Below are 24,049 nucleotides of genomic sequence, written 5' to 3' on the forward strand. Positions count from 1 at the left end.
GGGCCGGCTGCTTCCACTCGGTGACCAGACATCCGAACAGCAGTCAGCATCGATCGCGCAAAGTCACGCAGGGTCGTCGTCGGCATCACTGAGACCAGCTGGAGTCTGCGCAAGCGTCAGGCCGATCCGCCGCCGGGGAACATCGACGAGACTGATCCTCACCATAAGGATGTCGCCCACCTCCACCTGGTTGCCCGCGAGCTCTGTGTTCTGCACGAGACCCTCGAAGCCGTCGTCTCTGTCCTCGACGCGAACGAAGACCCCGAACGGCACGATCTTGGTGACCGGTCCACTGACAAGCGAGCCGATCTGCCGCTCAAGCTCAGTCAACGGATCATCCTGCAGCGCCTTCAGTGACAGCGCCACCCGCCCGCGTTCGATATCCACGTCAAGAATCTCGGCGGTGACCTGCTGTCCGACGGAAACGACGTCACCGGGGTGATTGAGGTAACGCCACGACAGCTCAGGAATGTTGATCATCGCGGTGAATCCGCCGATATCAACAAAGGTGACGCCGAAGTCAGCGATCTCGATCACCTTTCCTTCGATGCGCTGACCCTGGCGCAACGTGCCCAGGAAGGTCTTCTCCGAGTTGCTGAGAGCAGGCTGGTGCATGCCTCCACGTTCTCATGCGGACGCGACCGCAAGCGATCAACCTGCAATGGCAGTCATCTTCATGATCGCAACGCCGGATACGACATGAACTACCGAGTACTACGGCCTGGCCATCGCGCAGATGCGCGCCGAAGGCCGGGCGATCGACGACGAGGTCCTCGCGCACATCTCCCCGGCCCACAGCGAGAACGTGAACTTCTTCGGCACCATCAAATCGAGGTCGACACCGAGCTGGCCAAGCTCGACCCGACCGGGTATCGGCCGCTGAGGGCGCGCCGCCCGCGCCAGTCGTAGGCACTGTGGCCCCCCGCGCGCCGCAGACAACAGGTCCCGCCGCCTCTTTCTGCCGGCGTCAACAGCAGAATTCCAGGTCGGTCTGCTGGAGGAACGATCGACAGGATGCCGTCGCTCATGGGGTTACTCAGTTCGTCGGGCACGCTTGTAGGCCAGGCCGGCGAGTGTCTCCCAGATCAGCCGATGGGCGTTGTTGACCGTCAGGTCGGCGTGGTCGTACGGAGGACAGACCTCGGTGACGTCGAGCGCGACCACGTTGGTCTCCACAGCGATCCGACGAACGGCTCTGAGCAGGTCGACCGGCGCGAGACCACCAGGCTCGGGCGTCCCCGTCCCCGGGGCGAACCCCGGGTCCAGCACGTCGATGTCAATCGAGACGTAGACACCATCCGTGCCGTCGATCGCTTCGGCGATGACATCGTCCATCACCTCCTTGATGCCGCGCTCCCAGATCTCCTGCATCGTGTGATGGCGCATACCCTGCTCGCGCATCCACTCCTGTACATCGGCCGGTGGCCAGTAACCCCGAAGCCCCACCTGTACAAAGTCTCTTCCGGCGATCGCTCCGGACTCGATCAGCCGCCTCATCGGAGTTCCGTGACTGGCGAGGTTGCCGCGCAGAATGTCAGCCGTGTCAGCGTGCGCGTCAAAGTGGATCATCCCGATGCGGCCGTGGCCGTGATGCGCGCCGACCGCCATCCCGCTCGGCCACGTCACCGAGTGGTCACCCCCAATCACTACGGGGATGATGCCGCGGCTCACCACATCCGATACCCGACGGTAGATGGCATCACGCGAAAGATCCCACATGCCAGGTGAGACAATCGCGTCACCGTAGTCGACGACGTGAAGGTGGTCGAAGATCTCGACCTGCAGATCGAGGTGGTAGCTGCCCGCATCGTAGGCGTTGGCGCGCAGCGCCCGGGGACCGAAACGAGCGCCAGGGCGGTTGGTCGTGTTGTCGTCCCATGGCGCGCCGATCACAGCGACATCAGGCTTCCACGCGTCGAGTTCCTCCGGTTCGGTCAGGTGGGGCCGCAGGCCGAACGTCGGCACGCCCATCAATGAGCCCGCATTGAGTTGGGCCCGCATGCCAGGGGGAAGAGCGGGTCGATCACCGACTGTCACGACATCGACGCCACGTGCCGCGCCCGTGACGATCGGTTGCCCGTGGGCCATCGCAATGTGTTGCTCTTGGGTTTCGTGTGTCATTGGTCAAGTCCACGGCAGCGCCGCGTACGGGGCAAAAGATGTAGCCTACGGCTTAATGATCAGCTTCGTGCTCGGTGTCGAGGACCTCGCCGACACCCGGTTTGCCGTCTCGCCCTTGCAGGAGACCGTGCTCAGCCTGCGGGTGCTACGTGATCCGGGTCTGTCCGCCCTGCATCTGCCGTGGCACAGGTCCGTACTCCCCAGGCTCGGCACGCTCGACACGGAACTGCTGACGTCCCTGGTCGGCAGGCGCCACCTCCTTCCCGACTTCCTGACCCCACGACCAGAACGCTTCGCCCCGGCCTTCGACGACGAACTGGCCATCGCCCGCCAAACCTCCCTCGATCTGGTCCGACGCGACCTGCTGGCCCCACACGCGCCAGGACCGCTCCCCGAAGCTCTTCGCGACGCCACTGCCACCGACGCGAAGGTCGTCAGGCTCACGGCCACCCTCTGCGAAGTTCTGGGCCGCTACTGGGAACGCGCCATCAAACCGATGTGGCCGCAGATACGGCTCACGCTGGAAGCCGACATGACCTACCGCGCGCGGCAACTGGCCAAAGGAGGCGCGCGCCTGCTCTTCAGCGACATGCACCCAAACCTGCGCTGGCATGACGGAGTGCTGCACATCGACGAGGTGACCGGCGAGCACCGCATCACGGCCGCCGGTCGAGGGCTACTGCTGATACCGTCCGTCTTCGCACACAAGCCGGCGCCCCCCCATCCACCCGGACGATCCACCGGTGCTGGCATACCCCAGCCGTGCAGTAGCGACGCTCTGGGCCCCGACATCGCCCCCTGACGCAACGGCTCTCGCCTCCCTGCTCGGCGCGCCCAGAGCCACACTGCTTCGCATCCTCCAGGAACCACTGGCGACGACCGAGATCGCCCGCCGCATCGGCGTCACCCCGAGCGCCGTGTCCCAGCACCTTCGCGTGCTGTACGCCACGGGCCTGGTCACCCGGGCGCGCCAAGGACGACAGGTCCTGTACCGCCGTAGCTCTCTCGGCGACCAACTGGCCCACCGGGTTCCGGTCGCATAACCCCTCTCCTCAATGCCCCCATTGCCGAATGCGGGATGGCGCCGACCAGCGTGACCGCTGTGTCGTAAGCCCGTCCCCGACTGGCGATGTTCGCGCAAATGGAACGGATCTACATGCTGGAGCGCGCCGCCGGTGCCCGCGCCGCCAAGCAGGCCCGCGGACTGCCGACCGGGCGGCCGGCGAAACTCAACGCGACCACCCGCGCCGGAGCCGCCCAGCGGATCAAGGAGGGCGCGATCCCCGAACAGGTCGCCGCCGAACTCGGGGTAAGCCGCTCCACGCTGTATCGGGAACTGCGCAAACACCGCGAGAGCACCAGCCGCGAACAAGTCAGTTAGGAAGGCTGACCACAGCCCAGAGCACACACCCCTGCTGGTCAGCGGTATCCGTTGTTTCCGCGGCCGTTACTACCGGGACCCCATGAAATCCTCAACGTCCCGATCCCGCACGGTCCACAGCGGCCGACCGCCCGCGCCGTACCCAAACTCCGGCTTGTCGTCGCTCATGATCACACCGTAGGCGAACCGATACCGCAGTCACAGAGCCGCACATCGTCGCAGGTCAGGCAAATCCGTTGGAAATTTCCCCAGGACTACAGCGAGGCCTGGCAGGCAGGGTCATCTCCCCCTGCCGGGAATAGCAACCCGGATTTCTCGTAAACGAAATCCATTCCCAGAGCAAGATCAAAAAGAGCTGCGCGGAGATCGCGAAGCCCCGGTTCGGTTCGCAGAACTCGTTCTCACGCAAAGATGGGTTCGGGCACTTCTGAGAAACGTTTGTGACAGTATCCATGGGCATGACGGCCCCTCAAGAGACATCCCCCAGCGATGCCGACCGCGATGCCGACGAGGTCGAGCGGCACCCCTGCCCGCGCTGCACGGCCGAGCCCGGCTCGCCGTGCCGCGCGCGCTCCGGCGCGGTCGCCGGCACCTACCACACCGGCCGCTTCACCAAGGTGGGTCGGCTCGCCAAGCTCCTGCGTGTGCCGACCCCCGCCGACCGCGGACCCGGCCAACCGTGGCGCCCCGGAACCCCGCCTCCGCTCGCCCTCGCACCGGACGCTCCGACCGCCGACATCCGCATCGGGTACGCACGGTGCAGCTCGCTCACCCAGGAGCTGCAATCGCAACTGGACGCGCTATCGGCGCACGGCATCGGCCGCGAGAAGATCTTCTCCGAGAAGATCAGCACCCGGGTGCGCGTCCGGCCACAGTTCGAGGCCGCGCTCGCGCTGGCCCGCCAGATCAAGGCCCACGCCCCGCACTGCCGGGTCATCTTCACCGTCTACGAGATGAAGCGCCTGGGCCGCGATGCAGCCGAACTCACCGCCCTGGCCGATCACCTCACCGCGCACGGCCTGGTCCTGGAGATGCTCGCCGGGCCCCTGCCCGGGATGTACGACCCCAGCGGGCCCGGCCGCCTGCTGTTCGCGTTCTTCGCGGCGATGGCCGAGACCGAACGGGAGAACGTCCGCGAGTCGACCCTCGAAGGACTCGACGCGGCGGCCCGCAAGGGCAAGCATGGCGGCCGGCCGCCCGTCATCACCGACGACATGCTGCACACCGTGCTCCGCCGCCGGGCGAACGGGGAATCGGTCGAGCAGATCCAGCCCGACCTGATCATCCCCACCGGCAAACGCAAGGGCCTGGCCCCCAGCGTCGCGAGCATCTACCGAGCGCTCGCCGAGCACGAGAAGCACGAGGCCTACCCCGAGGCCGTCGCCCAGGCGCACGCCGACTTCGCCAGCCTCCAGGACGCCGACGACATCCCCCGGGATGTGTAGTCGGCGATGGCGACGTCGCGCGCACCCAGGTATGTGTAGGTGGTTTGGGTCCAGCAGGATCTCGTGACCTTGGCCATCGCCTGGTAGACGGCGGCCTCCTGGGCCGGCGGGACGACGTTGTTGCTGAGCAGGGAGCCGAGCAGCTTGGGACTGGGGCACACAGCACCAGCCACCGCCATCGCCCAGGAGTACGTGAGGAGCCGGCGTCGTTGCATCACTCAACTGGACACCGGCTCTAACCTGGTGGATCTGGGCCGGAGGCGGGTGCGCACCCGCGCTGAGCGAGCGAGGAACCCCCGGGGTGACCGTGGCACGTCACACCCGGGGGGCTCAAGTCAGGGGCGTTGGCCGGAGTGGTCGACGATTCCGGTCGCCAGGCGGACCGAGTAGCTCTCGACGGTGCCCGCCTTGTACGTCCCGCCTTCCGGGAACGTGTGGTCCTTGATGACCGTGGTGCGATGCCCCCGGTAGGCGTACGTGGTCCGGTCGAGGAGGATCTCCTCCTTCAGATAACCTTCGACCGTGATGGAGATGGACACCACGGGGCGATCCGTGTCGTCCACGGCGGCCTGGTCCACCTCGATACCGGGGATCAGTGCAAGGGCACGGTACGTGGCAGCCTCCAGGTCTGGAGGCAGCACCCCGTTGCTCAACATCAACCCGAAGAGCACTTTGTACGGCCTGACGTCGGGTTCCGCGATAGGTCCTCCGTTCTCGCGAGCCCAGGCGAGCAGCTTGTCCGGGTCGCGCGGAAGGGCCGCCACCGACGCGTAGTCGACGGGCGGCACTCCGCCCCCGGTGGGCGAGACCTGCACCTTTCCGTCCACCAAGGTAGCGAGGCGCTTGCCGTCCGCCCGGATCCACAGCCGGTCGAGCTCGGTCCTCAGCGGCGACTCCGCCGTCAGCACCTCGCCCTTGCCGGGGTTACCCAGTCTCTTGTATTGCGTCTCGGTATAGACCCATTGCTCCGGGCGGGGGGCGGTGAAGGTCCGCTGCTGGGCGACGTTGGCCGCCTGGGTGAGTACGACCTGTGCGTTCGCTACCGGACCTGCGGGAACGAGGTCCTGAGCCACCGTCGTTCCGGCCGCGAGCACGAGCGCCAGACCGCCGATAGTAACGAGCCGCACGGTGGCACGGCGAGACAGGAATCCACGCCTGACCGACTTGGCGCGCGTGATGTGGTTGAAGGCGGTGCGACCGATGGCGTCCTCGCCGGCGCCGGCGAGGACGCCGCGTGGGCTTGGGTTGGCTGGCGCGAGCAGTCGCCGGATCTCCTGGATGTCGTCGTTCATGACTGCGAGCTCCTCTGCAGGGTCGGGATGGGCCGGCTTTGGCCTTCGGCATCCAGTTCGGCGAGAACGTCCGACAGGCGGCGGCGGGCTCGGTGCAGACGGACCGAGAAGGTCTTCGCCGAGCAGCCCATGACGACTGCCGCGTCATTGACGTCGAGTTCCTCCCAGCCGATGAGCTGGAGGACCTCGCGGTCGCGGGGCGAAAGGCGCCGCAGGGCCGTACCGATGCGGCCGTCTTCCACCACCCTGGTCGCGACGTCGGCGACCGGTTCGTTCAGGCCACGGTCCTCGCGCATCCGCCACCACAGGCGGTTTCGCCGCCGATGCCCGCGCGCCGCGTTGGCAAGGACGTTCATGGTCACGTGGAGCAGCCATGGGAACGGCCGGTCCATGGGGATGTCGGCCCTACGCCGCCAGGCGATCAGGAACGTCTCCGCTGCGAGGTCACGCGCCGTCTCGTGGTCGACTCGGCGGGCGGCATAGCCCAGAACATCGTCATAGTGCGCGTCCCATAACGCGGCGAATTCATCGTCCGCTTCCGGCACAGCTACCCCTTTCCTCTGACTTCTCGTTCATCCAGAGATGTCCAGGAGTGCTGGGATCTCTACACCCCCTCTGCGGTGCGGGCGAGGATCTCGCGGGCTTCGCGAATTCGGCCGCGCGGCGGTCAAGGGTGGTCATGTACTCGCGCAGGGCGTCCAGGATGCCGGGGCACGCCGCGCCGGTTTCTTCAACCGGTCCAGATCACTCTTGCCGCCCGGCCCGACCACCGGCAACGCCTCGATCCGGGTACGGCCCTGCGAGCCGCCGCCAGATCGTCTGAAAGATCCGCCCGTTGATCTACCTGCGGGTCGTCGACTACATGCCGTCCAGCATCGAGAACCTGACCGGGCGGCACGGCGAGCGTCTTGACGCCTGGATCGCCACCATCCGCGCTGACGACTTGCCTTACCTGCACACGTTCGCCAACGGTCTCGAACGCGACCACGCCGCCGTCCTGAACGGACTCGCCCTGCCCTACTCATCTGGCGCTGTCGAAGGCATCATCCACGGGCCAGAGGCCTCCAGGTAGGGCGATCACACGCCGAAGCCGGACGTCAACATTTCGCTCAAGATCATTCTCAGCGCCAACTGCTGTTCCTGGGTTCCTCAGCCCCGGACACGTGCTCCCAGATCACCTGGTTGGGATAACTCCAATTGACCGCGATGATGCTGCCGAGGTCCGGTTCCTCCATCGTGCTCATGTCTGGACTCCTCTGTTGAGGCGGAGGTTGGTGGTTCGGCGCCTGACTGGGCCCTTACGTGGGCTCGGCGTCGAGATTCCGGTAAATGGTGGCGCGGCCGACGCCGAGCCGGTCCGCGATCTGCTGGACGGTGTACTTGCGCTTTCCGTCTTGACTCTTCATCTCATACAGCGCTCGGGCCATCTCGATTCCATCGGCGTCCAGCGCCCGCGGCCGGCCACCGACACGGCCGCGAGCTCGCGCAGAGGCCAGCCCTTCGAGTGTGCCCTCGACGATGAGCTCACGCAGGAACTCATCGAACGCGCCGAACATGTGAAACTGCAGCCGCCCGGTCGGGGTGGAGGTATCGATGCCCTGCTTGAGCACCAGCAGGTCGACCTCACGCCCGCGCAAGTCGGCCGCCAGGTCCAGCAAGTGCCTCAAAGAACGGGCCGCTCGGGACAAGCGCGTGATGACGAAGGTGTCACCCGGCCGCAGGTAGTCCAGGGCCTTGTCCAACTCGGGCCGCCGGTCAAGCTTGCCGGACGCCTTGTCGATGAAGACACGGTCACACCCCGCAGCCGCCAGCGCGTCGCGCTGACTGTCGGGATTCTGGTCGCGAGTGCTGACCCGCCCATAGCCGATCTTGCTCATCCGAGAAGTGTGTCATAAACGGTGACCTTGTTCCGTAGTGAGACGTTGTTTTCGGGCACGGCTTTTGAGAATGATCGACCTGGGGCGTCGCGGAAGCGGCAAGATCGACTGCTCGCGTCTTGATAACGTTCATTTCTGCGACCCACACACAGTCACCACCCTCACTCACCGTGAGAACTGGGTCAGTTCAGATCTTCGGTGATCGTCCAGCCGCGGCTACCGCCGATCTTGGCAAGCTGCCGACGCAGCACCGCGATCCGCTCACGCGCGTCCGGCCCCGCGATCCCGATCGTGATGCGCTCACCGGTCGCGTGATAACTGGTCCGCCGACCCCCCGCCGCGACCCGGCACGCCGCGTTGATGGCGGCTCGCAGCCGGGCCACTTTCCGTGGATCACCCTGCCCGCCGAACCCTTCGATCGTCACCGACGAGAACAGCGGTGCGAGACGCAGGCCGTCCCGCCGCTTGACAGCGTCCAACTCTTCCTGATCGGCAGTCAGATCCTTCAGGATCCTGTCCCGGTCGACAGAGCTGATCGGCCTACGACCGAGCCAGTCAGGCCAGCCATCCGGCCGAGTCGGCACCACCCGCACCGGCTCGAACGGAGGCGGCGCAGCCGCTGCCTCGCCGGCCTCGTCCTCAGCATCGGCGGCCCCACTGTCGCTCAACCAGTCTCCTCGTGATCTTCTCCCGATCGTAGCGGTCGTTTCCAGGCCGATGACCTACAGATAGGACAGGCGTGTCGCATCGTGGGCGCCCCCATCCACCCCACGCCCCCTTCGCAACCCTGCCTGACCTGTGGCGGAGGCTTATCGTTCAATTCCGGCCGGATAGTCCCAAGACCCCATGTCGGGAATTGCGGAATCATGTGCCCTCGCCCAGGCCTCTCGCCCTCGTCGCCACCGCGTACGCTGTGCGGTGATCTTGCGGTCGACGAGAGGTGAGCTTCGTGATGTTGCCTGCGGACAGTCACGTGCACAGCGAGTGGTCCTGGGACGCGCCGCTGGGCTCGATGGAACGCACCTGTGAGAAGGCAGTAGAGCTCGGCCTGCCCGCGATCGCCTTCACCGAGCACGTCGACCACACCGTGTGGATGGTCAACCTCGACGTGTTGCACCCGGATGACCATCTGGCGACCATGTGCTCGCCGGATGGCGAGCTGACTCCGCCGCGGTTCGACGCGGCTGGATACCTGGAGGCGATCGAAAGGTGCCGGGAGCGCTTCCCAGAGCTGCGGATCCTGAGTGGCATGGAGCTGGGGGAGCCGCACTGGCATGCCGAGGAGATCGGGAAGCTGCTCGCGGTCGGGCAGTTCGATCGGCTGATCGGGTCGCTGCACTGCCTCCCGAGCGGGGGCAGGTTCACCGAGCCTCCGGGGCAGTTCGCGCAGCGACCTGCGGCGGAGGTCATGCGCGACTATCTGGCGGAGATTCCCCGGCTGATCGAGCAGAGCGAGGTGTTCACAGCACTGGCGCACATCGACTATGGGTGCGGCTCCTCCTGAGTGACTGAAGCGATCAAGCCGTAAGGGCGTATCCGTCCTGGTAGCCGGTCTGATGGACGCGCTCGTGTTGCCGGGCGAGATGGAAAGTCCAGTACTCCTCCAGATGACCGTTGGCGACCAGCGCGCGGAGCTTCAGCACCGCCTCGGCCCCGGCCAGGCCCCACCGCGCCCCGGCCAGGTCGAACCTGTCGGCGATCAGATGACGGCACGCGCCCTCGACCACCCCGGTCGCGATTGGCCATCCCGCTTCCAGCGCCTGGTCATACCGCAGATGCTCGGCGTTGTTGGACAGATAGCGGATGCACGCGTCGATGCCGTCACGGTGCTGCGCGCCGGCTGTGGCGGCCTGCGCGGTCAGCGTGCTGATGACCTGGCCGGTGTGCCCGGCCAGCAGGGCCAGGGCATGCCCGGCGACCCAGTCCTCCGCGGCCGGCGCCGCGGGCGGGTGCAAACTCCACGCAGCAGCCCATAACTTCTCCAGCACGTGCACGAAATCGATCACGATGTGGACGCGGATGCGGCGCCGGGCGGCTTCGGCGATGATCAGGTCGAGCTGGTGGCGGGCCCCGTCGACGAGCACGACCCAGGGACGGGCGTGCGCGGGATCACGGGCCTCGGCATGGTCGAACACCTTGGCGATCACAGGGCCGGGGCCGGTGATGACCGAGCCACACAGCCACTTGCGCGTCGCGTTCGGCCGGGCCCGTGACAGACGCCGGCCGGATCGCCCGCCCGGGACGGCGATCACATCGTGCGGCCGCCGCGGCGCCGGTTCGGCGTCGTAGACCACCCCTAGCGTCGCCATCCGTTTGCGCGCCGGTTTCTCCCCGGCCGCCAGCCGCGTCCGGAACGTGGCTCGGGCGCGGGCGGCGGCCTTCGCGGTCGCGGGCCGCAGCGCTTCGGGGCGCATCGCGATGCCTTTGCCGTCCACGCTGATCGCCAGCACCGTGGACGCCGTGCACGGCAGCACGGTCCGCGCGGCGTAGAAGGCGTCGACGTCAGCCGCGGCCTGGGCGACCAGCTGCTCGATCTGCCGTTTGCCGATCACCTGACCGCACCGTGTGGTGATCGCCGCCAGGGCGGCGTCGAACGAGCCGCGCACCGTCTCGATGACCGCGAGCTTCGCCAGCCCGGCCGAGTGTCGCACCGCCGGCAGCGATAACGCCGCGTCCGCCGGATAAACGTTGCCGACGCCCGGGGCCCGCCACGCGCACCGGGTGACCGTCACCGTCCCGGTCACCGTGGCGAGCAGGCGGTGGTGCCCGAGCTCCACCCGCCGCCGCGGCACCCCGTCCGCGCCGATCACCCCGGCAGCGCCGACGTCCTGGTGACGGGCGTGGCGTACCTGCTCCAGCTCGCGCAGCGCGCGCAGGTCAAGGTGGGCCTGCAGCAGCAGGCGCTGCAGCTCCCGGCCCTGCTCGGTGATGGTCTCCTCCAGCCGGTTATGGGCAAGCGTCCCGGTCTGCGCGTCGGTGAGGTGTCCGATGAGCCAGTTGAATGTGTTCTTCGCCTTCGCAAAGACGTCAGCGGTGGCCTCGGTGTCGTACGGTGCCTGCACAGGGCTCTTCCTTCGTCGGGGTCGATTGGGTGGCACCTTCGAACCTGACGGCGGGAGAGCCCCGCCACAATCACCCGCCCGGTGACGACGCGATTGCGTCCCGTGACGCCACGCCATCCTGCCCGGCCATCTCACGGGCCACCGGATCGGTCACCGTGAACAGTCCCGGCCCTTCTTCCTTCGCCTAGCCGCGTTCCACCAGCCGCTTCAGCTTAGAGCGCAGCCCTTCCCGCTTGGCGGCCTCATCCGGCAGTCCCATCGCCACCGCGATCTGCCCGGCCCGTATCGCCCGCCCGGCATCGGCCATGATCTCCACCGCGTCCCGGTACGCGCGCGGCAGCACCGCCGTATTCATGCCGGGTTGCCAGTGCGGCACCGTAACCACACCCAGCACCGGCGGCTGTGCCGACGGCGCGGTGCCGGCCGCGTCGGCGGCCTCGGCCTGTCCCTTGGGCTCATCGAGCAGCTGGGCCGCTTCGCCCAGGATTTCCTCGACGGTCTCCCGTGTGATCGTCAGCCGTGACAAGCGGTCCTGCTCGTCCTGCATCTGTGAGGTGAGCGCGGCGATCTGCTCGCGGATCTCCTCGATTCGCCGGCGGGCAGCGGCTTCGCGCCGTGCCAGTTCCTCGAGCAACGAGCTCATGGCCACCACCGCCTCACGGGTCTGCACTCACAGTAAAAGGCGGTTCCCGGATCAAACAGTCATGTCTACAAAAGCCCAGCTCAGGCACTCACTGAGGGAGAGCCGCACCCATCGACTATCCGATCCGTTACTGGCCGACGGAGCAGGCCGGGCCGTTCGATCTGCTGAAGTTCGAGGAGGAGTTTCGGCACGCGCTGCGCGTGACGGCGGAGTCGGGCAGAGCTCTGGAGATCAGCACGCGCCTGCCGCTGCACTCGACCATCCTGCGCTGGTGGCGCGAGGAGGGCGGGCAGGCGGTGACGTTCGGGAGCGACGCGCATATGCCGTCGGCTGTGGCCCAAGGGTTCAAGGAGGCGGCGCACATGGCGGAGGCGCACGGCTTCCGCCCGGGCAAGGACCTGCTGGGCATCTGGGGCCGGGCGGACTGACACGAGTATGGGGGCTCCCGGCGCGGAGAGAGTGGGCCAGAGCCCAGAATCTCCGCGCTCAACACGCAGCTCCAGCCAAGATCAGAGGTTGTTCAACACCCATTAAGCTAAGGAGGAACTGCACGCTGCCCTGGAAGGGTTTACCCGCTAGCCTTGCACGAATTCGTAGGTGCAGAACACCAGGCCGTCACCCATCTTTCGTGTGTTGACCAGGTGCAGCGGCGTCTTGTCGCTGGTCTCGTCGAAGATACGCAGGCCGGTTCCCAGCACGACCGGGAAAACTACCAGCCGCAGTTCATCGGCCAGGTTCTGTTCTGTCAGTATGCGCACGAGCTGATAGCTGCCGTAGACCAGGATTTCCCCGTCCACTTTCCGCTTCAGCTCCGAAATCTCCTTTACCGCATCGCCGTTGAGGACCGTGGCGTTGCTCCACTGAGGATCTTCGAGAGTCGACGACACGACGTACTTGGGAATGCTGTTCATTCTGTCCGCCCACCTGCGGCTTACGCGGGCACCGAACGATGGCATCCGGGACGCGAACCACTCACTGCTCCGCCTGCCCAGCAGTAGCGCCTCGGCATCCAGCGCTTCCTCAGTCTCGCGGGCGGCCCAGTCTTCGAGATCCTTGCCCCCCACGAACTGGTGGAACCAGCCACCCCCCTCGAAGCCTTCCTGGCCGTCCGGGTCTTGGACCACTCCATCGAGTGTGACATTTGAGCTGATGACGATCTTTCCCATTTCCGTGCTCCTTTGACAATGTTGTCGGCTATCACTGGCCTAGATGCGTACGGGTGGTCGGCAGCACGACGTTCACGATCGAGCCGTCCTCGACGTCCAGGAACGTCAGCAGCGCCAGCGTGACCTTGCCGCGCCCGGTCGCCAGGAACGACCCCTCCGGCGGCGCCGTCGATGCGGTCATGGCGTCGCTCACGACCCGGCGGCTTCCATCACGGGGCCGACCTCGACCCCGCTGCCGACCCGCATCACCGGGACGTCCTTGGCCAGCGCCAGCGCGGAGTCCATGTCCTCGGCGGACACCACCGAGTAGGCGACCATCCGGGAGCCGCTGCCGCCGACCTCCCCGAGCGAGGCGTAATCGGTCACCGCGTTGCCGACGTCCACGAGGGCCGAGCCCAGCCCGCCGAACCAGGCCTGCCACTCGGCCGGCGTCCCGGCGTGGGGCGCGTACTCGGCAGGCACGCGGAAGGAGAAAACGTACTTGGCCATAATCCCGGTCCTGTCCTGTGTCCGGGCGCGCCCCGGACTGGGACCGCCTCCAACCGGGTAGACGCCACCGCCCGCCCGAATTGGGCGGCGCAACGCCGCCCAATTAAGAAATAACCCCTGATTTCCCGATCAGCTCCGTGTCCCCCCGATGGTGCGGTCGTGGCCTGGGTGCTGGGGCTTTCCGCCTTCTCCGGTTCGATCATGGCGAGCTGATATAGCTTCACGCACGACGCAGCCTCCGCTGGTCGCCGTCGCCGGGAGCACTCTGGTGGCGGGAGAGCCGGGAGCGGACCCCGCCTCGATCAGGGTGTATGACGTCAGCACCACCCCGGCCACCCCGCGCGGTGAGATCCGCGCTGACACGTCCCTGCGGGACCTCGCCCTCGCCGACTACGGGTCAGCGGCGCTGTCGGCGCTGGCCGACACTCACCGCTTCGACGCCTGGGACACGACGACCAATGCCAAGACCCGCGCCTACGACAGCGGCGAGCACGGCTCCCCCACCGCCGTCGCGGCCAGCCCGGACGGCGCCTAGGTCGTGGGCGGCTGGAACTCCTCCGCGGGCGACGCGGCGGAGATCGTGGTGTACGACACGACCACCGCGGAGGTCATCTACACAGCCGCCCACCAGGGTAAGGCGGTGGTGGCGGGCAGCATCGAGTTCTACGGCACACTCACCTTCGCGGTTTTGAAAGAGCCCGGCACCGGGCGGATGCACCTCTGGCGGTTGCCTCCCTCGCCCTACCACTCCTCCACGCTGACCTTGACGGCTCCCTCCAAGGTGACCGCGCTCAAGCAGTCGACTTTCAGCGGACGACTCACGCTGAGCAGCGGACTGCCACCCGGCATACAGACGCTCGAGCTGTACCGCCGGCTCCCCGACGGCACCTCCAGGCCGTTCCAGGAGATCACCACGGCGGCGGACGGGACCTACCAATTCACCGACGCCCCGCCGTCCACCGGGGCGTTCAAGTATCAGGTGTACTGGCTGGGCAACTCATGGTTCCGGGGTAGCGGCTCCTCGGTGACCGTCACGGTGGCCAGGTACCAGCCGACGCTCACCGCGACCGGACCGGCGACGGGCAACGTCGGCGAGCGACTCGATTTCAGTGGAACCTTCGGCGCCGACGGGGCCGGCGAACACATGTACACAGTCAACTTGCTCGGCAACTCGACCATCGAGCCAGCGAGCACCACCCACGTGGTCACCGTCCTCCAGCCGCCCGCGTAGCATCCCGACGCCCGGGTGACGGCGACCCGACTCTCCGTCACCCATGTCTCCTGCCTCACCGCGAAGGACTGACAGAGGCTCCCAACGACCGGCAGAGCGATCGCTTGCCCGCGCCCGGCACCGCCCCAGTCACGACCGTCGTCACCACACAGTCGACCCCGTCGTCTCGGTGTCGAGAACCCCTATCTGGGGGTCCGTACGGCATGTTGGGCAGGTCGGCGGTGTGGCGGCCCGCTCGAGGTAGCGGATCGCCACGCGGGCGCCATGGGTGGCGAGCACCCGACTGATCGCCGTGCCGATGCCGCCCGCCCCTGCGGCGACCAGGACATTCTGGCCGGCCAGACCGGGGTCGATCGCGTCAGGAGACCTTGGACGAGGCTGCCGCCCAGGTGTTGCAGGAGGCCGGGTCGGCGGTGCGGAAACCGGCCTTGACCCACCGCTTGCGGTTGGCGGCCTTGCCGTACTCGGCGGAGTCGCGGTAGAAGGACGACGCGACCCTCTCCCAATCCCGCGCGGTCTTGCCCGGCAGCGGCCAGCCACTCTTGGTAAAGGCCGCGCCCAGGCATTCGACCTGCTGGTACATGCGCCGCCCCTGCTCGAGGTGCTCGGCCTTACTGCCGGCTCTGAGGTCCTCGCCGGCGTCGTAGAGACCGGCCTGCTTCTGCACGTGGTAACCGTAGGTGACGGCGATCGTGTTGAAGAGGTCGAGGCCGGTCATTGGCCCGAGGAGCCAGTACTTGCCGATCTTGAAGGACAGCGTGCGGTCCCAGTCGCAGTACCACACCGTGGACGGCTGGATCGTCTCGCCGTCCTCGGACGCGCAGTAGTTCTTGGGCAGGCGGGTCACGTACCGCACCTTGACCGGCTCATAGGGCAGGCCGGCCTTCTTCAGGTGCTGTCCCCACGTGTTCTCCAGGCAGCGCAGGGCCTCGTTGATGTAGGTACGGGCCTCGGCGGGCGTCATGGGCTCGTCCGGCAGGTCGTTACAGGTCGTGGTGGGCAGCGGCCCGGCCTGATATAACGCGTTCTTGACGAGCACGGGGTTCTTCACGGGATACGCCGAGGCGTGCGCGGCCGCCGTGACGGTCAAGGGGGTGAGGAGGGCGCAGGCGAGTGCCGCGATCTTGAGGGGCTTCACGATGGGTGAGAATAGGGCTCGCGGAGTTGGAGCACCATATCGGCACCGGCCTGGAGCTGGAGCCATTGATCCGCGACGCACGCCGCCCGCCGAACGAAACGGCTAAGCCCTCACCGGCGGACCCAGGGTCGAAGCGTTCTCATGTTGTAAGACCGAGTAGCTGGAGGCCGTCGGCGGGGTGGCTGCGGTAGTGGTCGGTGGCGGCGGCGATGTCGGTCCGGCCGATCAGGCGGGCCAGGCCGATGGCCAGGTTGCGGAGACCGGCCATGATCCGAGGTGCGGTGGTGAAATTTTCACCACAGGCTCTCGTCGTCAAGGTGCATTAATCCCGATATCCCAGATAAGCGCCCTCAACCCCGCACGCTGTCGCTACCGGCACCCGACACCCGTTGACAGCGGCTTTCTCCTCGTATTTGCTCTGTCACACCGCCTCAGTCATCCGAGGAGAGGGGACTCGGCAGAGGATGCATGTGAGCGCTAACAAAAGCTGGCGCAGGGCGGCGCCCGTACTCCCCTGAACGGGCCCCTGCACTTTCTCCTGACGAACGCCTTGGCGATGGCCGGACACTCGACCCCCCGAGATGCGCTGAACCATGACCAGAACGCAGCCAGGTCACCGGCACCGGTCATTGACCGCGGATTCCTCGACGCCGGGGGACGGCGCCGAAAGTGCATGAGTGGAGGAACATAAGTGCGACGACGTGTGAGTGAGTCACCGGCACCTGATGCTGTCGGCGGGCCGCGACCGCAGCCTGGCTCTCGAGCGTGGTTGACCAAACGCGTCATGGCCACAGTGGTGGCCCTCCTCGGACTGCTCGCGATGACCGTCGCGACTCGAGCGGCATCGGCCGACGACAATCCCTACCAGCGGGGCCCCGACCCGACCTTGAGCAGCGTGGCGGCCACCAGGGGGACCTTCGCCACCGCGCAGATGACCGTGCCGGGGAACGGCTTCGGCAGTGGAGTGATCTACTACCCGACGGACACCAGCCAGACTTTCGGCGGAGTCGCGATCGTGCCCGGCTACTCCGCCCTGTTCTCCGTCGAAGAGGCCTGGATGGGTCACTGGCTGGCATCCTTCGGATTCGTCGTGATCGGAATCGAGACCGTCAGCCGCACCGACAGCGCGGATGCCCGGGCGACTCAACTCCTCGCCGCGCTTGACTACCTCACGCAGCGCAGTTCCGTGCGCGACCGGGTCGACCCCAACCGGTTGTCGATCATCGGCCACTCCGCGGGAGGCGGCGGCGTCCTCACTGCGGCACTCCGGCGCCCCGCGCTGAAAGCCGCGGTCGGACTCGCGCCCGGCTCCCCTGTGGGGAACTACAATCTGTCCAACGACCGGGTACCGACGATGTTCATCTCAGGACAGCGGGACACGACGGTCACACAGGCCTATCTGAACGGGATATACACCACTATTCCCGCCACGACACCTAGCGCCTGGGTAGAGATAACCGGTGTGGACCACCTGTTCGCGACACGGGCGAACACCACCGAGATGCGGGTGCTGATCCCCTGGCTGAAGATCTTCGTCGACAACGACACGCGGTACACCCAGTTCCTGTGCCCGCTGATGGATCCCACCGGCATCTCCATGTACCGCAACAAGTGCCCGTACACGCCGTCGCCGTCACCCAGCCCGTCACCCAGCCCGTCACCCAGCCCGTCACCCTCGCCCTCCACCAGCCCATCACCCCAGCCCACAGGCGCCTGCACCGCGAACTACCGCACTGTGAACTCGTGGTCGGGCGGCTACCAGGGCGAGGTCACAGTGAAGGCAGGCAACTCGGCGGTCAACGGGTGGACCGTCAGATGGACGCTGAGCAGCGGTCAGTCGATCTCCCAACTGTGGAACGGCACCCTGAGCGGCAACAGTTCCGCGGTGACGGTGTCGAACACCTCGTACAACGCCTCGATCCCGGCCTCCGGCACGACCACGTTCGGCTTTCTCGGCAACGGTGCCCCGTCCACCCCGTCCCTGACGTGTACCAGCCCGTGACCACAACATGATGACCTGTGCCCGGCCAGGCGGTGCATGGTGCGCACCGCGGCGATGGCCTGCTCAATGCTGGCCGGGGCCCGTCCGGCCTCACACAGCTGGGAGGTGTATTCGGCCAGCGTGTGGGGGGTGGCGGGCAGCGCGATCCGGCCGTGGGCAGCGCACCAGGCGGTGAAGAGCGCCCACTGGCGGGCGTAGGCGCGGCGGGTGTTGGCCGGCACGCCGTCGGCGATCCGCGCCTGGGTCCGGGCGCTCAACGTGAAGTCGGCGACGGTATGCGTGCCGCCATTTTCTGGAAGCGCGAAAATAGGCGGCCGCTCCCCCACCGCCGGTGCCGACAGCGCCTGTCCGTCGTCGTCCACGCCCGTCTCCCGCCCGCTTCCGGCGCGTCCCGGCGCCGCGATTGATACCCCGACTCCGCGGACAGACATCCGGCCAGCAGCAGGTAGACCACCACCCGCGACGGCAGCGCCCGCACCCGTGCCTGCATCCCACCCGTCTCGGCCGGCACCTCGTCGACCATTTCGAACGGCACCTGCCGGGTGAGCTGGGCTAGCAGGGATAGCCTTATGACTCATATGCGCCCACATCCGGTGACTACCACGCCCGCCGCGACCGCGGTCTTCACCACGGTTCTTATCCACGGGCCGATCTCCCGAAGAGACATCGCGAAAATCACCGGACTTTCGTCCGCAGCGGTCACCCAGGTCGCCAGACCCATCCTGGAGGCCGGATACTTGGACGAACTCCCGAGCGATGGCCGCACCGGCGCCCGTCTGGGGCGTCCGGTCGCGCCCTTGGCCGTCCGGGCCGACCGGGAGCACTTCGTCGGTGTGAAGATCACTGAGACCGAGCTGATCGCGGTGCTCACCGACCTTCGCGCTCAGGTTCGGAGCGCGAGGCACCTGCCCCTCGCGACCAAGGATGTGCCCGCCGTGGTGGAGGCCGTTGCGCAGGTCGTGACCGATCTGGCCGGTGGAGGCGAGCAGACACACTGCCTGGGCATCTCGGTCGCCGGCGACGTGGACCAGGCGAGCGGCCTGGTTCGCTACAGCCCCTTCATGGGGTGGCAGGACGTACCGCTTGCCGACCTCGCCGCCACTGCCACCGGGTTGACGGTGACGGTCGAGAACGACGTCAATGCCCTCGCCGTGGCCGAGCAGTGGTTTGGCGAGGGGGTCGGCACGACCACGTTCGCCGTCGTGACCGTAGGGGTTGGCATCGGCTGCGGCCTGGTGATCAACGGCGCTCTGGTCACGGGTGGATACGGTGTCGCAGGCGAGATCGGGCATATCCCGGTCTCAGCCTCCGGACCGGCCTGCTATTGCGGGGGGCGGGGCTGCCTGGAGGCGATCGCCTCCGAACCGGCGATCGTCACGCAGGCGCGGGCGGTGACCCGCGACATAGGGATCGATCTTCCCGGAGCCGTTGATCTGGCCCATGCCGGGCATCCGGCTGTACGGGAGGTCTTCGCGATCGCCGGGCGAGCCATCGGGCGAGGTCTCGCGGCAATGGTGAACCTGGTCGGCCCGCAGAAGGTCGTCGTCACCGGCGAGGGGCTGGCCGCGTACGACCTGTTCGAGGAACACATCAGGGAGACCTTCACCGCGCAGGCATTCGGCGCCGCTGGAAAGTGTCCGCTGGTCATCCGGCCGTTGCCGTTCGAGGAATGGGCACGCGGCGCCGCTGCCGTGAGCCTCCAGAGCCTCTTCACCTCGCGGTGAGGGCGGGCGCGCTGGTCTCCCGGGTGACGAGGGTGGCAGTCGGGCACCATCGATCCGCCGCAGGTGCTCCTGCGATGAGATCCAGCGTCGAATCCGCCACCATCTGCCCGAAGAGGTGGACGTCCAGACTCATGGCGGTGAGCGCGGGCGAGGTGAGCCGGGACAGGCTGGAGTCGTCCCAGGCCATCAGGCTGAGCTCGTGGGGCACCCGGACACCCAGCTCTTTTGCGGCGTTGAGCCCCGCGACCGCCATCAGGTCGTTGTCGTAGACAATCGCTGTGGGAGGATCCGGCCGGTTCAGCAACATCTCCGTCAGCTTGGCGCCCGACTCCTCCGAATAGTCTCCCTCCTCGACGATCGCTTCGATACCTGCCGCACCCGCGGCCTGGAGCAGTGCCCTGGTGCGGGTCCGGGTGTGGAGCAGGGTGTTCGGACCGCTGATCCGTGCGATCCGGCGATGACCGAGATCATCCAGATGGGAGACGGCTTGGTGAACCGCGCCCTCGTCGTTGGTCCGCACGGTGGGGGCGTCACCGGCCGGTTCGCCCGCCACCACGACGGGTATGCCCAGCTCCCGCAGGGCGGCAGGCCTGGTGTCGTGAACGGCCCTGTTCACCAGCACGACGGCGTCGACGGTGCGGTGGGCGGCCCATCGGCGGTATGCCGCCACTTCCTGTTCGTGTGTGGTCACGACGTGCAGCAGCACAGACCGGTCGTGTTCTGCGAGCCGCTCTTCGATGCCCGCGATGAACTCCATGAAGAACGGCTCGGCGCCCAGGAGCCGGGAAGGTCTTGCCAGGACGAGGCCAACCGCGTCGGCGATGCTCATGTCACCGCACTCAACCCGTTGGCGCTGGTCAGCACCTCTGGGGCGGCCAGTTGATCCGGCCACTCCAGCACCGAACGCGTGCGCACGAGGAAGACTTGCGACGCCCCCGCCGGTAACGACACCAGCATCTCGTCGACCACGGCGTCGGGTATCACCCTGTCTGCCAGCAGGGCGACGTCACGTGCGAAGGAGGTGGCTCGCGCCTCGACACGGTAGCCGCCGTCGACAGGCTGAACAGTGCCGGTCAACGGCCGCGGATCGTAGGCGACATCGCGGTCCTCGGCGAACAGATGGCACAGACGCGTGCCCTCGCCTGTCACGATCGTGAGCACCTCCCTGGTCTGGTCATCCGGCTTCAGGAGCTCACCCGGCAGCTCGACCGGCGCGACCGATCGAGGCGGTACGGCGAGCTCCAGCTGCCGTCCGGCCAGTTCCTCGCCGTCGAACGTCTGGCGGGATGCAGTCGCCACGGTCCGCCATGGCTCGTCATGGTCATTGACGGCGACCAGGACCCAGCGACCGTCTCTGGGCTGGAGGGTCAGCAGGCGGGGCGCGAAGGCGTGCCTGAGGGCGAAGTAGAGCGGCTTGGCCCGCCCCTCGTAATCCACCGCGGACCACGAGATGGCCGGCCAGCAGTCGTTGAGCTGCCACACCAGCGCACCGGCCGTCCGGGGCCACCAGGAGCGGAAGTGCTCGACACCCAGCGCCACCGCTCTTGCCTGGTTGAGCTGCGTCGCCCAGTGCCAGTCGGCGAACGTGCCGGGGACGGGCAGGTGCGGGCGCAGCCCCCGATCGAGGTTGTGGTCGCCGTTGACGGCCTTCTGGTGCTGCAGGAACACCGGGGAAGCCGGCGTCAGCGGCTCGTCGTGGATCCAGCGGGCCACCGTGGCCGAGGCCGGCGGGCCCTGGAACCCGAACTCAGCGCAGAAGCGGGGAATGTGGTCGCGGTAATGGACGTAGTCCACGACGTTCCACACCGCCCACTCGTGCCGGGTGCCATGGTCGGGATCGTTGGGCGGCAGGGTGCCGGGGCTGAACGGGCTGCCGGGCGCGTACGGCCGGGTGGGATCCAGCTCGGCCACGATCCCGGGCAGCAGTTCGGTGTAGTAGGCCTGCCCCCAGGTGCGGCCCTCCAGGCTGTCACGCCAGCCGGGCCAGTCGGTGTACGCCACCAGGTTCTCGTTGTTGCCGCACCACAGCGCGAGTGAAGGGTGGCTGGTCAGTCGTGCGACGTTCTCGCGCGCCTCGGCGTCGACCTCGCTCCACAGCGGCTCTTCCTCGGCGTAGAAGGCGCAGGCGAAGGGGAAGTCCTGCCAGACCAGGATGCCGCGTTCGTCGCAGACGTCATAGAAGTCGTCACTCTCGTAGATGCCGCCGCCCCAGACCCGCAGCATGTTCATGTGCGCGCCGACGGCCTGGTCGACGCGCTGGGCGATCCGCTCGCGGGTGATGCGGGTGAGGAAATGGTCGTCGGGGATCCAGTTGGCGCCCTTGGCGAAGATCGGCTTGCCGTTGACGACGAAGGTGAACGGCGTGCCGACCTCGTCCGGTTCGGTGTGCACGGTAATCGTGCGGAACCCGAGGCGCCGCCGTACCTCGTCCACCGGGTTGTCGCGGTCCAGCAGGGTGACGGTCAGCTCGTACAGCGGCTGATCGCCGTGGCCGGCCGGCCACCACAGCCGGGCCTGAGGCACGAGCACGGTCAGCACGGCCGATTCCCCGGACGCGGTGGTCCGGGCTTCGTGGCCGCCCACCCTGGCCACCAAGGTGTAGGCGTCGTCTCTGGCTCGATCGAGCCGCACGTGGACCTCGACGCGTCCGGTGCCATCCTCGTCCACCGTCACCAGCGGGCGTACCTGCGCCAGACGGGCGCTGTCCCAGCGTTCCAGGCGCACCGGCTTCCAGATGCCCGCCGTCTGCAGATCGGGGCCCCAGTCCCAGCCGAACGAGCAGGCCATCTTGCGGATCGCGTTGTAGGGGTGGGGGTATGCGCGCTGGCGTCGGCCCAGTCTCGCCTCCAGTTCCTCGGCGTGGCGCAGCGCCGAGCGGAGGTTGACCACCAGCTCGTTCGGGCCGTCACGCAGGAGGCCGGCCACGTCGAAGCGGAAGCCGCGGTGCATGTTGGCGGTATGTCCGAGGAGTTCGCCGTTGAAGTGGACGCTCGCCACCGTGTCGATCCCGTCGAAGACGAGGTCCACCCGCTCGCCCGGGCGGGCGGATGTCGACTGGAAGGTGGTGGAGTAACACCAGTCGGTGTGATGCATCCAGGAGAGGAGTGTTTCGTTCCGGTCGAGATAGGGATCCGGGATCAGTCCCGCTTCGAGCAGATCGAGGTGTGTGCTGCCCGGTACGCGGGCGTCCACCTCCCGGCCTGCGATGGACTTCGGCACCGGCCCGTCCACGGCGCGCAGCCGCCAGCCCTCAACTAAAGTCACGCACCTTTCTTACGTAGTGAATTAAAGAAAGTCAATGGATCGCCTCCGAGCTCAGATTCTCGGGCAACCGGGCCCCCAGGCTGAGAGGTACCAGCTCCGACTCGAGCACCAGCGCCGCCGCACCCACAGCCGAGGCCGTGGCGGCCAGCCGCGAGAGCCGCACGTCCACCGCGGGCGACAGTTCCTTCTCTATCACCGGGAGATAGACCGAACCCGCGATGGAGAATCCAGGGCCCGTCAGCACGAGCACCTGGAGATCCATGATCGCGGAGAGCGTCCTGGCCGCCGCCGCGATGTAGCGGGCGGAGCGTTCCAGCAAGGCCAGCGCCCTCGGCTCGCCCCTGCGCGCCGAGCGACTGAGGGCGGCGAAGTCCGCCGCCACCGAAGGCTCTCGCGAGCGGAGCATGGGGACGAGCAGGTCCGCACGGGCCGCCGCGACGACCGCGGCGGGACCGGCCAGCACATCGAGGCAGCCTCGGGCACCGCACCGGCACCTCGGACCGTCCGCTTCGACACAGACATGCGCGAGGTCGCCCGCCTTCCCGCCGGGACCGCGATAGGTGATGCCGTTGATCACCAGGCCCGCGCTGATCCTGGTGCCCAGATAGAGCGCGGCGGCGGCGGAAGCACCCCCGAATCCGCCGGCCCAGTGCTCGCCCAGGGCCGCGGCCGTGGCGTCGTTGTCGAGCACCACGGGCAGACCGGTCGCCTGCTCGAGCGACTCGGAGAGGGGGAATCCCGCATCCGCGAAGACCACCCCGACTCCCAGCACGCGATGGCGCTCCACACCGGCGCTGTCGATCAGCCCGGAGATCTCCCGGGCCATGGCCTCCACCGCGGCGCGTGGCTCTTCCACTCCCACTCCCGGCTTGGCCATCCGGGTGACGACGGCGCCGGCGAGATCCGTCAGGACGTAGACCATGCCGCCGTGATCGAGGTGCACGCCAACCGCGTACCTGGCCGAGTGATCGAGTCGGAGCAGGATCCGCCGCTTGCCACCCGTGGATTCCGCGCGGCCGGACTCGACGACCAGGCCCTCCTCGATGAGCTTGCGGACCACGGCAGTGATCGTCGGGCCGGTGAACCCGGTGGCTCCGACCAGGCCGGCCCGGCTGATCGTACCCGCGGCTCTGATGGCGTCCAGGACCACAGCCTTGCTGCTCGCATGCGGCTTGGTCTTGGCTGCTGCGTTCATGGGCCCTCCATCCGCTCGA

General features: G+C 67.5%; 29 protein-coding genes and 2 pseudogenes. 12 read left to right on the forward strand and 19 right to left on the reverse strand.

The genetic code is table 11. From position 1 onward, the window contains the following. Positions 1-63 precede the first annotated feature (63 nt). Positions 64-615 (reverse strand): S1 RNA-binding domain-containing protein, encoded by a 552-nt coding sequence (locus ABD830_RS53040; RefSeq protein WP_345003253.1) that lies wholly within the window; start codon positions 613-615, stop codon positions 64-66. Positions 616-718: 103 nt separating this feature from the next. Here ABD830_RS53040 and ABD830_RS53045 point away from each other — a divergent pair. Continuing rightward, positions 719-883, forward strand: a pseudogene (locus ABD830_RS53045) (Tn3 family transposase); the annotation flags it as partial. Positions 884-1,032: 149 nt separating this feature from the next. Here the strand turns inward: ABD830_RS53045 and speB are convergent. Then, positions 1,033-2,121, reverse strand: a complete 1,089-nt coding sequence (gene speB / locus ABD830_RS53050) for an agmatinase (protein ID WP_345003254.1) — start codon at positions 2,119-2,121, stop codon at positions 1,033-1,035. A 55-nt stretch (positions 2,122-2,176) separates the two neighbouring features. On the opposite strand from speB, the gene ABD830_RS53055 reads away from it, so the two are divergent. The 4 genes from ABD830_RS53055 (at position 2,177) to ABD830_RS53070 (ending at position 4,947) form a co-directional block, all read left to right on the forward strand. Next, positions 2,177-2,923: a transcriptional regulator gene (locus ABD830_RS53055; protein WP_345003255.1), complete on the forward strand. Its 747-nt coding sequence runs from the start codon at positions 2,177-2,179 to the stop codon at positions 2,921-2,923. After that, positions 2,865-3,164 carry an ArsR/SmtB family transcription factor gene (locus tag ABD830_RS53060; RefSeq protein ID WP_345003256.1) on the forward strand — a complete coding sequence of 100 codons (300 nt, stop codon included), beginning with the start codon at positions 2,865-2,867 and terminating at the stop codon, positions 3,162-3,164. Before ABD830_RS53055 ends, ABD830_RS53060 begins: the two co-directional genes overlap by 59 nt. 98 nt (positions 3,165-3,262) lie before the next feature. Further along, positions 3,263-3,502, forward strand: coding sequence for a helix-turn-helix domain-containing protein (locus tag ABD830_RS53065; RefSeq protein ID WP_345003257.1), 240 nt, complete (start codon positions 3,263-3,265; stop codon positions 3,500-3,502). 458 nt (positions 3,503-3,960) lie between these two features. Further along, positions 3,961-4,947: a recombinase family protein gene (locus ABD830_RS53070; protein ID WP_345003258.1), complete on the forward strand. Its 987-nt coding sequence runs from the start codon at positions 3,961-3,963 to the stop codon at positions 4,945-4,947. A gap of 335 nt (positions 4,948-5,282) precedes the next feature. Here ABD830_RS53070 and ABD830_RS53075 read toward each other — a convergent pair whose 3' ends face one another. Together ABD830_RS53075 and ABD830_RS53080 are read right to left on the reverse strand one after the other, a co-directional pair. Continuing rightward, positions 5,283-6,239 (reverse strand): CU044_5270 family protein, encoded by a 957-nt coding sequence (locus tag ABD830_RS53075; protein WP_345003259.1) that lies wholly within the window; start codon positions 6,237-6,239, stop codon positions 5,283-5,285. Beyond that, a complete protein-coding gene (locus ABD830_RS53080; RefSeq protein WP_345003260.1) occupies positions 6,236-6,784 on the reverse strand; it encodes an RNA polymerase sigma factor in 549 nt (182 codons plus the stop codon). The genes ABD830_RS53075 and ABD830_RS53080 overlap by 4 nt, the downstream gene beginning before the upstream one ends. Positions 6,785-7,074: 290 nt before the next feature. Between ABD830_RS53080 and ABD830_RS53085 the strand changes: the two genes are divergently transcribed. Beyond that, on the forward strand, positions 7,075-7,311 hold the full coding sequence (locus tag ABD830_RS53085) for a hypothetical protein (RefSeq protein ID WP_345003261.1): 237 nt from the start codon (positions 7,075-7,077) through the stop codon (positions 7,309-7,311). Between the two features lie 49 nt (positions 7,312-7,360). On the opposite strand, the gene ABD830_RS53090 is transcribed toward ABD830_RS53085, so the two are convergent. The 3 genes from ABD830_RS53090 to ABD830_RS53100 all read right to left on the reverse strand — a co-directional run bounded on the left by ABD830_RS53090 (position 7,361) and on the right by ABD830_RS53100 (position 8,784). Continuing rightward, the gene (locus ABD830_RS53090) at positions 7,361-7,483 is read right to left on the reverse strand and encodes a hypothetical protein (RefSeq protein WP_345003262.1); all 123 of its coding nucleotides are present in this window, start codon (positions 7,481-7,483) and stop codon (positions 7,361-7,363) included. Between the two features lie 54 nt (positions 7,484-7,537). Next, complete coding sequence (locus ABD830_RS53095) at positions 7,538-8,116, reverse strand: recombinase family protein (protein WP_345003263.1); 579 nt, start codon at positions 8,114-8,116, stop codon at positions 7,538-7,540. A 182-nt stretch (positions 8,117-8,298) separates the two neighbouring features. Further along, a complete protein-coding gene (locus ABD830_RS53100) occupies positions 8,299-8,784 on the reverse strand; it encodes a hypothetical protein (RefSeq protein ID WP_345003264.1) in 486 nt (161 codons plus the stop codon). Between the two features lie 284 nt (positions 8,785-9,068). Here ABD830_RS53100 and ABD830_RS53105 point away from each other — a divergent pair, with 284 nt between their 5' ends. Next, positions 9,069-9,620: a PHP domain-containing protein gene (locus ABD830_RS53105; protein WP_345003475.1), complete on the forward strand. Its 552-nt coding sequence runs from the start codon at positions 9,069-9,071 to the stop codon at positions 9,618-9,620. A 13-nt stretch (positions 9,621-9,633) separates the two neighbouring features. On the opposite strand, the gene ABD830_RS53110 is transcribed toward ABD830_RS53105, so the two are convergent. Continuing rightward, entirely contained in the window at positions 9,634-11,178 is a 1,545-nt protein-coding gene (locus tag ABD830_RS53110; RefSeq protein ID WP_344987790.1) for an ISKra4 family transposase, read from the reverse strand. Between the two features lie 184 nt (positions 11,179-11,362). Continuing rightward, positions 11,363-11,821 (reverse strand): hypothetical protein, encoded by a 459-nt coding sequence (locus ABD830_RS53115; RefSeq protein ID WP_344987792.1) that lies wholly within the window; start codon positions 11,819-11,821, stop codon positions 11,363-11,365. Positions 11,822-12,021: 200 nt separating this feature from the next. Here ABD830_RS53115 and ABD830_RS53120 point away from each other — a divergent pair, with 200 nt between their 5' ends. Then, a complete protein-coding gene (locus ABD830_RS53120; protein WP_345003265.1) occupies positions 12,022-12,249 on the forward strand; it encodes a hypothetical protein in 228 nt (75 codons plus the stop codon). Positions 12,250-12,396: 147 nt separating this feature from the next. Here the strand turns inward: ABD830_RS53120 and ABD830_RS53125 are convergent, their stop codons facing one another. The 3 genes from ABD830_RS53125 to ABD830_RS53135 are packed head-to-tail and all read right to left on the reverse strand — an operon-like array spanning position 12,397 to position 13,476. After that, on the reverse strand, positions 12,397-12,987 hold the full coding sequence (locus ABD830_RS53125) for a dihydrofolate reductase family protein (RefSeq protein WP_345003266.1): 591 nt from the start codon (positions 12,985-12,987) through the stop codon (positions 12,397-12,399). Positions 12,988-13,018: 31 nt separating this feature from the next. Continuing rightward, complete coding sequence (locus ABD830_RS53130) at positions 13,019-13,180, reverse strand: hypothetical protein (protein ID WP_345003267.1); 162 nt, start codon at positions 13,178-13,180, stop codon at positions 13,019-13,021. Continuing rightward, a complete protein-coding gene (locus ABD830_RS53135; RefSeq protein WP_345003268.1) occupies positions 13,177-13,476 on the reverse strand; it encodes a YciI family protein in 300 nt (99 codons plus the stop codon). The genes ABD830_RS53130 and ABD830_RS53135 overlap by 4 nt, the downstream gene beginning before the upstream one ends. A gap of 268 nt (positions 13,477-13,744) precedes the next feature. On the opposite strand from ABD830_RS53135, the gene ABD830_RS53140 reads away from it, so the two are divergent. Together ABD830_RS53140 and ABD830_RS53145 are read left to right on the forward strand one after the other, a co-directional pair. Beyond that, on the forward strand, positions 13,745-14,011 hold the full coding sequence (locus tag ABD830_RS53140; RefSeq protein WP_345003269.1) for a hypothetical protein: 267 nt from the start codon (positions 13,745-13,747) through the stop codon (positions 14,009-14,011). A 3-nt stretch (positions 14,012-14,014) separates the two neighbouring features. Further along, on the forward strand, positions 14,015-14,707 hold the full coding sequence (locus ABD830_RS53145; protein WP_345003270.1) for a hypothetical protein: 693 nt from the start codon (positions 14,015-14,017) through the stop codon (positions 14,705-14,707). Positions 14,708-15,065: 358 nt separating this feature from the next. Here the strand turns inward: ABD830_RS53145 and ABD830_RS53150 are convergent, their stop codons facing one another. Both ABD830_RS53150 and ABD830_RS53155 read right to left on the reverse strand, forming a co-directional pair. Next, positions 15,066-15,845 (reverse strand): neutral zinc metallopeptidase, encoded by a 780-nt coding sequence (locus ABD830_RS53150; RefSeq protein WP_345003271.1) that lies wholly within the window; start codon positions 15,843-15,845, stop codon positions 15,066-15,068. 139 nt (positions 15,846-15,984) lie between these two features. Beyond that, complete coding sequence (locus tag ABD830_RS53155) at positions 15,985-16,113, reverse strand: hypothetical protein (RefSeq protein WP_345003272.1); 129 nt, start codon at positions 16,111-16,113, stop codon at positions 15,985-15,987. A 516-nt stretch (positions 16,114-16,629) separates the two neighbouring features. Here ABD830_RS53155 and ABD830_RS53160 point away from each other — a divergent pair. Beyond that, positions 16,630-17,847 carry a poly(ethylene terephthalate) hydrolase family protein gene (locus ABD830_RS53160; RefSeq protein ID WP_345003273.1) on the forward strand — a complete coding sequence of 406 codons (1,218 nt, stop codon included), beginning with the start codon at positions 16,630-16,632 and terminating at the stop codon, positions 17,845-17,847. A gap of 35 nt (positions 17,848-17,882) precedes the next feature. On the opposite strand, the pseudogene ABD830_RS54600 reads toward ABD830_RS53160, so the two are convergent. Next, positions 17,883-18,209 (reverse strand): annotated as a pseudogene (locus ABD830_RS54600) (site-specific integrase); the annotation flags it as partial. Then, positions 18,101-18,418, reverse strand: a complete 318-nt coding sequence (locus ABD830_RS54605) for a transposase domain-containing protein (RefSeq protein WP_425567282.1) — start codon at positions 18,416-18,418, stop codon at positions 18,101-18,103. The gene ABD830_RS54605 and the pseudogene ABD830_RS54600, both read right to left, overlap by 109 nt. A 166-nt stretch (positions 18,419-18,584) precedes the next feature. Between ABD830_RS54605 and ABD830_RS53170 the strand changes: the two genes are divergently transcribed. Continuing rightward, positions 18,585-19,571 carry an ROK family protein gene (locus ABD830_RS53170; protein ID WP_345003274.1) on the forward strand — a complete coding sequence of 329 codons (987 nt, stop codon included), beginning with the start codon at positions 18,585-18,587 and terminating at the stop codon, positions 19,569-19,571. Here ABD830_RS53170 and ABD830_RS53175 read toward each other — a convergent pair. Genes ABD830_RS53175 through ABD830_RS53185 form a run of 3 tightly spaced genes read right to left on the reverse strand, consistent with a single transcriptional unit; the run spans position 19,558 to position 24,030 of the window. Next, positions 19,558-20,400, reverse strand: coding sequence for a LacI family DNA-binding transcriptional regulator (locus ABD830_RS53175; RefSeq protein WP_345003275.1), 843 nt, complete (start codon positions 20,398-20,400; stop codon positions 19,558-19,560). The two genes, ABD830_RS53170 and ABD830_RS53175, sit on opposite strands and share 14 nt — an antisense overlap. Continuing rightward, entirely contained in the window at positions 20,397-22,835 is a 2,439-nt protein-coding gene (locus ABD830_RS53180) for a glycoside hydrolase family 2 protein (RefSeq protein ID WP_345003276.1), read from the reverse strand. Before ABD830_RS53180 ends, ABD830_RS53175 begins: the two co-directional genes overlap by 4 nt. A 31-nt stretch (positions 22,836-22,866) precedes the next feature. After that, positions 22,867-24,030 carry an ROK family transcriptional regulator gene (locus ABD830_RS53185; protein ID WP_345003277.1) on the reverse strand — a complete coding sequence of 388 codons (1,164 nt, stop codon included), beginning with the start codon at positions 24,028-24,030 and terminating at the stop codon, positions 22,867-22,869. Positions 24,031-24,049: the final 19 nt, after the last annotated feature.

The organism is Nonomuraea helvata (genome assembly GCF_039535785.1).
GTDB lineage: Bacteria > Actinomycetota > Actinomycetes > Streptosporangiales > Streptosporangiaceae > Nonomuraea > Nonomuraea helvata.

Bases quoted from the DNA above. Each gene is read 5' to 3' on its own strand.
- ABD830_RS53040 (WP_345003253.1), bottom strand. From the start codon at position 615: ATGCACCAGCCTGCTCTCAGCAACTCGGAGAAGACCTTCCTGGGCACG.
- speB (WP_345003254.1), bottom strand. From the start codon at position 2,121: ATGACACACGAAACCCAAGAGCAACACATTGCGATGGCCCACGGGCAA.
- ABD830_RS53055 (WP_345003255.1), top strand. From the start codon at position 2,177: ATGATCAGCTTCGTGCTCGGTGTCGAGGACCTCGCCGACACCCGGTTT.
- ABD830_RS53065 (WP_345003257.1), top strand. From the start codon at position 3,263: ATGGAACGGATCTACATGCTGGAGCGCGCCGCCGGTGCCCGCGCCGCC.
- ABD830_RS53070 (WP_345003258.1), top strand. From the start codon at position 3,961: ATGACGGCCCCTCAAGAGACATCCCCCAGCGATGCCGACCGCGATGCC.
- ABD830_RS53075 (WP_345003259.1), bottom strand. From the start codon at position 6,239: ATGAACGACGACATCCAGGAGATCCGGCGACTGCTCGCGCCAGCCAAC.
- ABD830_RS53090 (WP_345003262.1), bottom strand. From the start codon at position 7,483: ATGAGCACGATGGAGGAACCGGACCTCGGCAGCATCATCGCGGTCAAT.
- ABD830_RS53095 (WP_345003263.1), bottom strand. From the start codon at position 8,116: ATGAGCAAGATCGGCTATGGGCGGGTCAGCACTCGCGACCAGAATCCC.
- ABD830_RS53105 (WP_345003475.1), top strand. From the start codon at position 9,069: ATGTTGCCTGCGGACAGTCACGTGCACAGCGAGTGGTCCTGGGACGCG.
- ABD830_RS53115 (WP_344987792.1), bottom strand. From the start codon at position 11,821: ATGAGCTCGTTGCTCGAGGAACTGGCACGGCGCGAAGCCGCTGCCCGC.
- ABD830_RS53125 (WP_345003266.1), bottom strand. From the start codon at position 12,987: ATGGGAAAGATCGTCATCAGCTCAAATGTCACACTCGATGGAGTGGTC.
- ABD830_RS53135 (WP_345003268.1), bottom strand. From the start codon at position 13,476: ATGGCCAAGTACGTTTTCTCCTTCCGCGTGCCTGCCGAGTACGCGCCC.
- ABD830_RS53155 (WP_345003272.1), bottom strand. From the start codon at position 16,113: ATGGCCGGTCTCCGCAACCTGGCCATCGGCCTGGCCCGCCTGATCGGC.
- ABD830_RS53160 (WP_345003273.1), top strand. From the start codon at position 16,630: ATGGCCACAGTGGTGGCCCTCCTCGGACTGCTCGCGATGACCGTCGCG.
- ABD830_RS53175 (WP_345003275.1), bottom strand. From the start codon at position 20,400: ATGAGCATCGCCGACGCGGTTGGCCTCGTCCTGGCAAGACCTTCCCGG.
- ABD830_RS53185 (WP_345003277.1), bottom strand. From the start codon at position 24,030: ATGAACGCAGCAGCCAAGACCAAGCCGCATGCGAGCAGCAAGGCTGTG.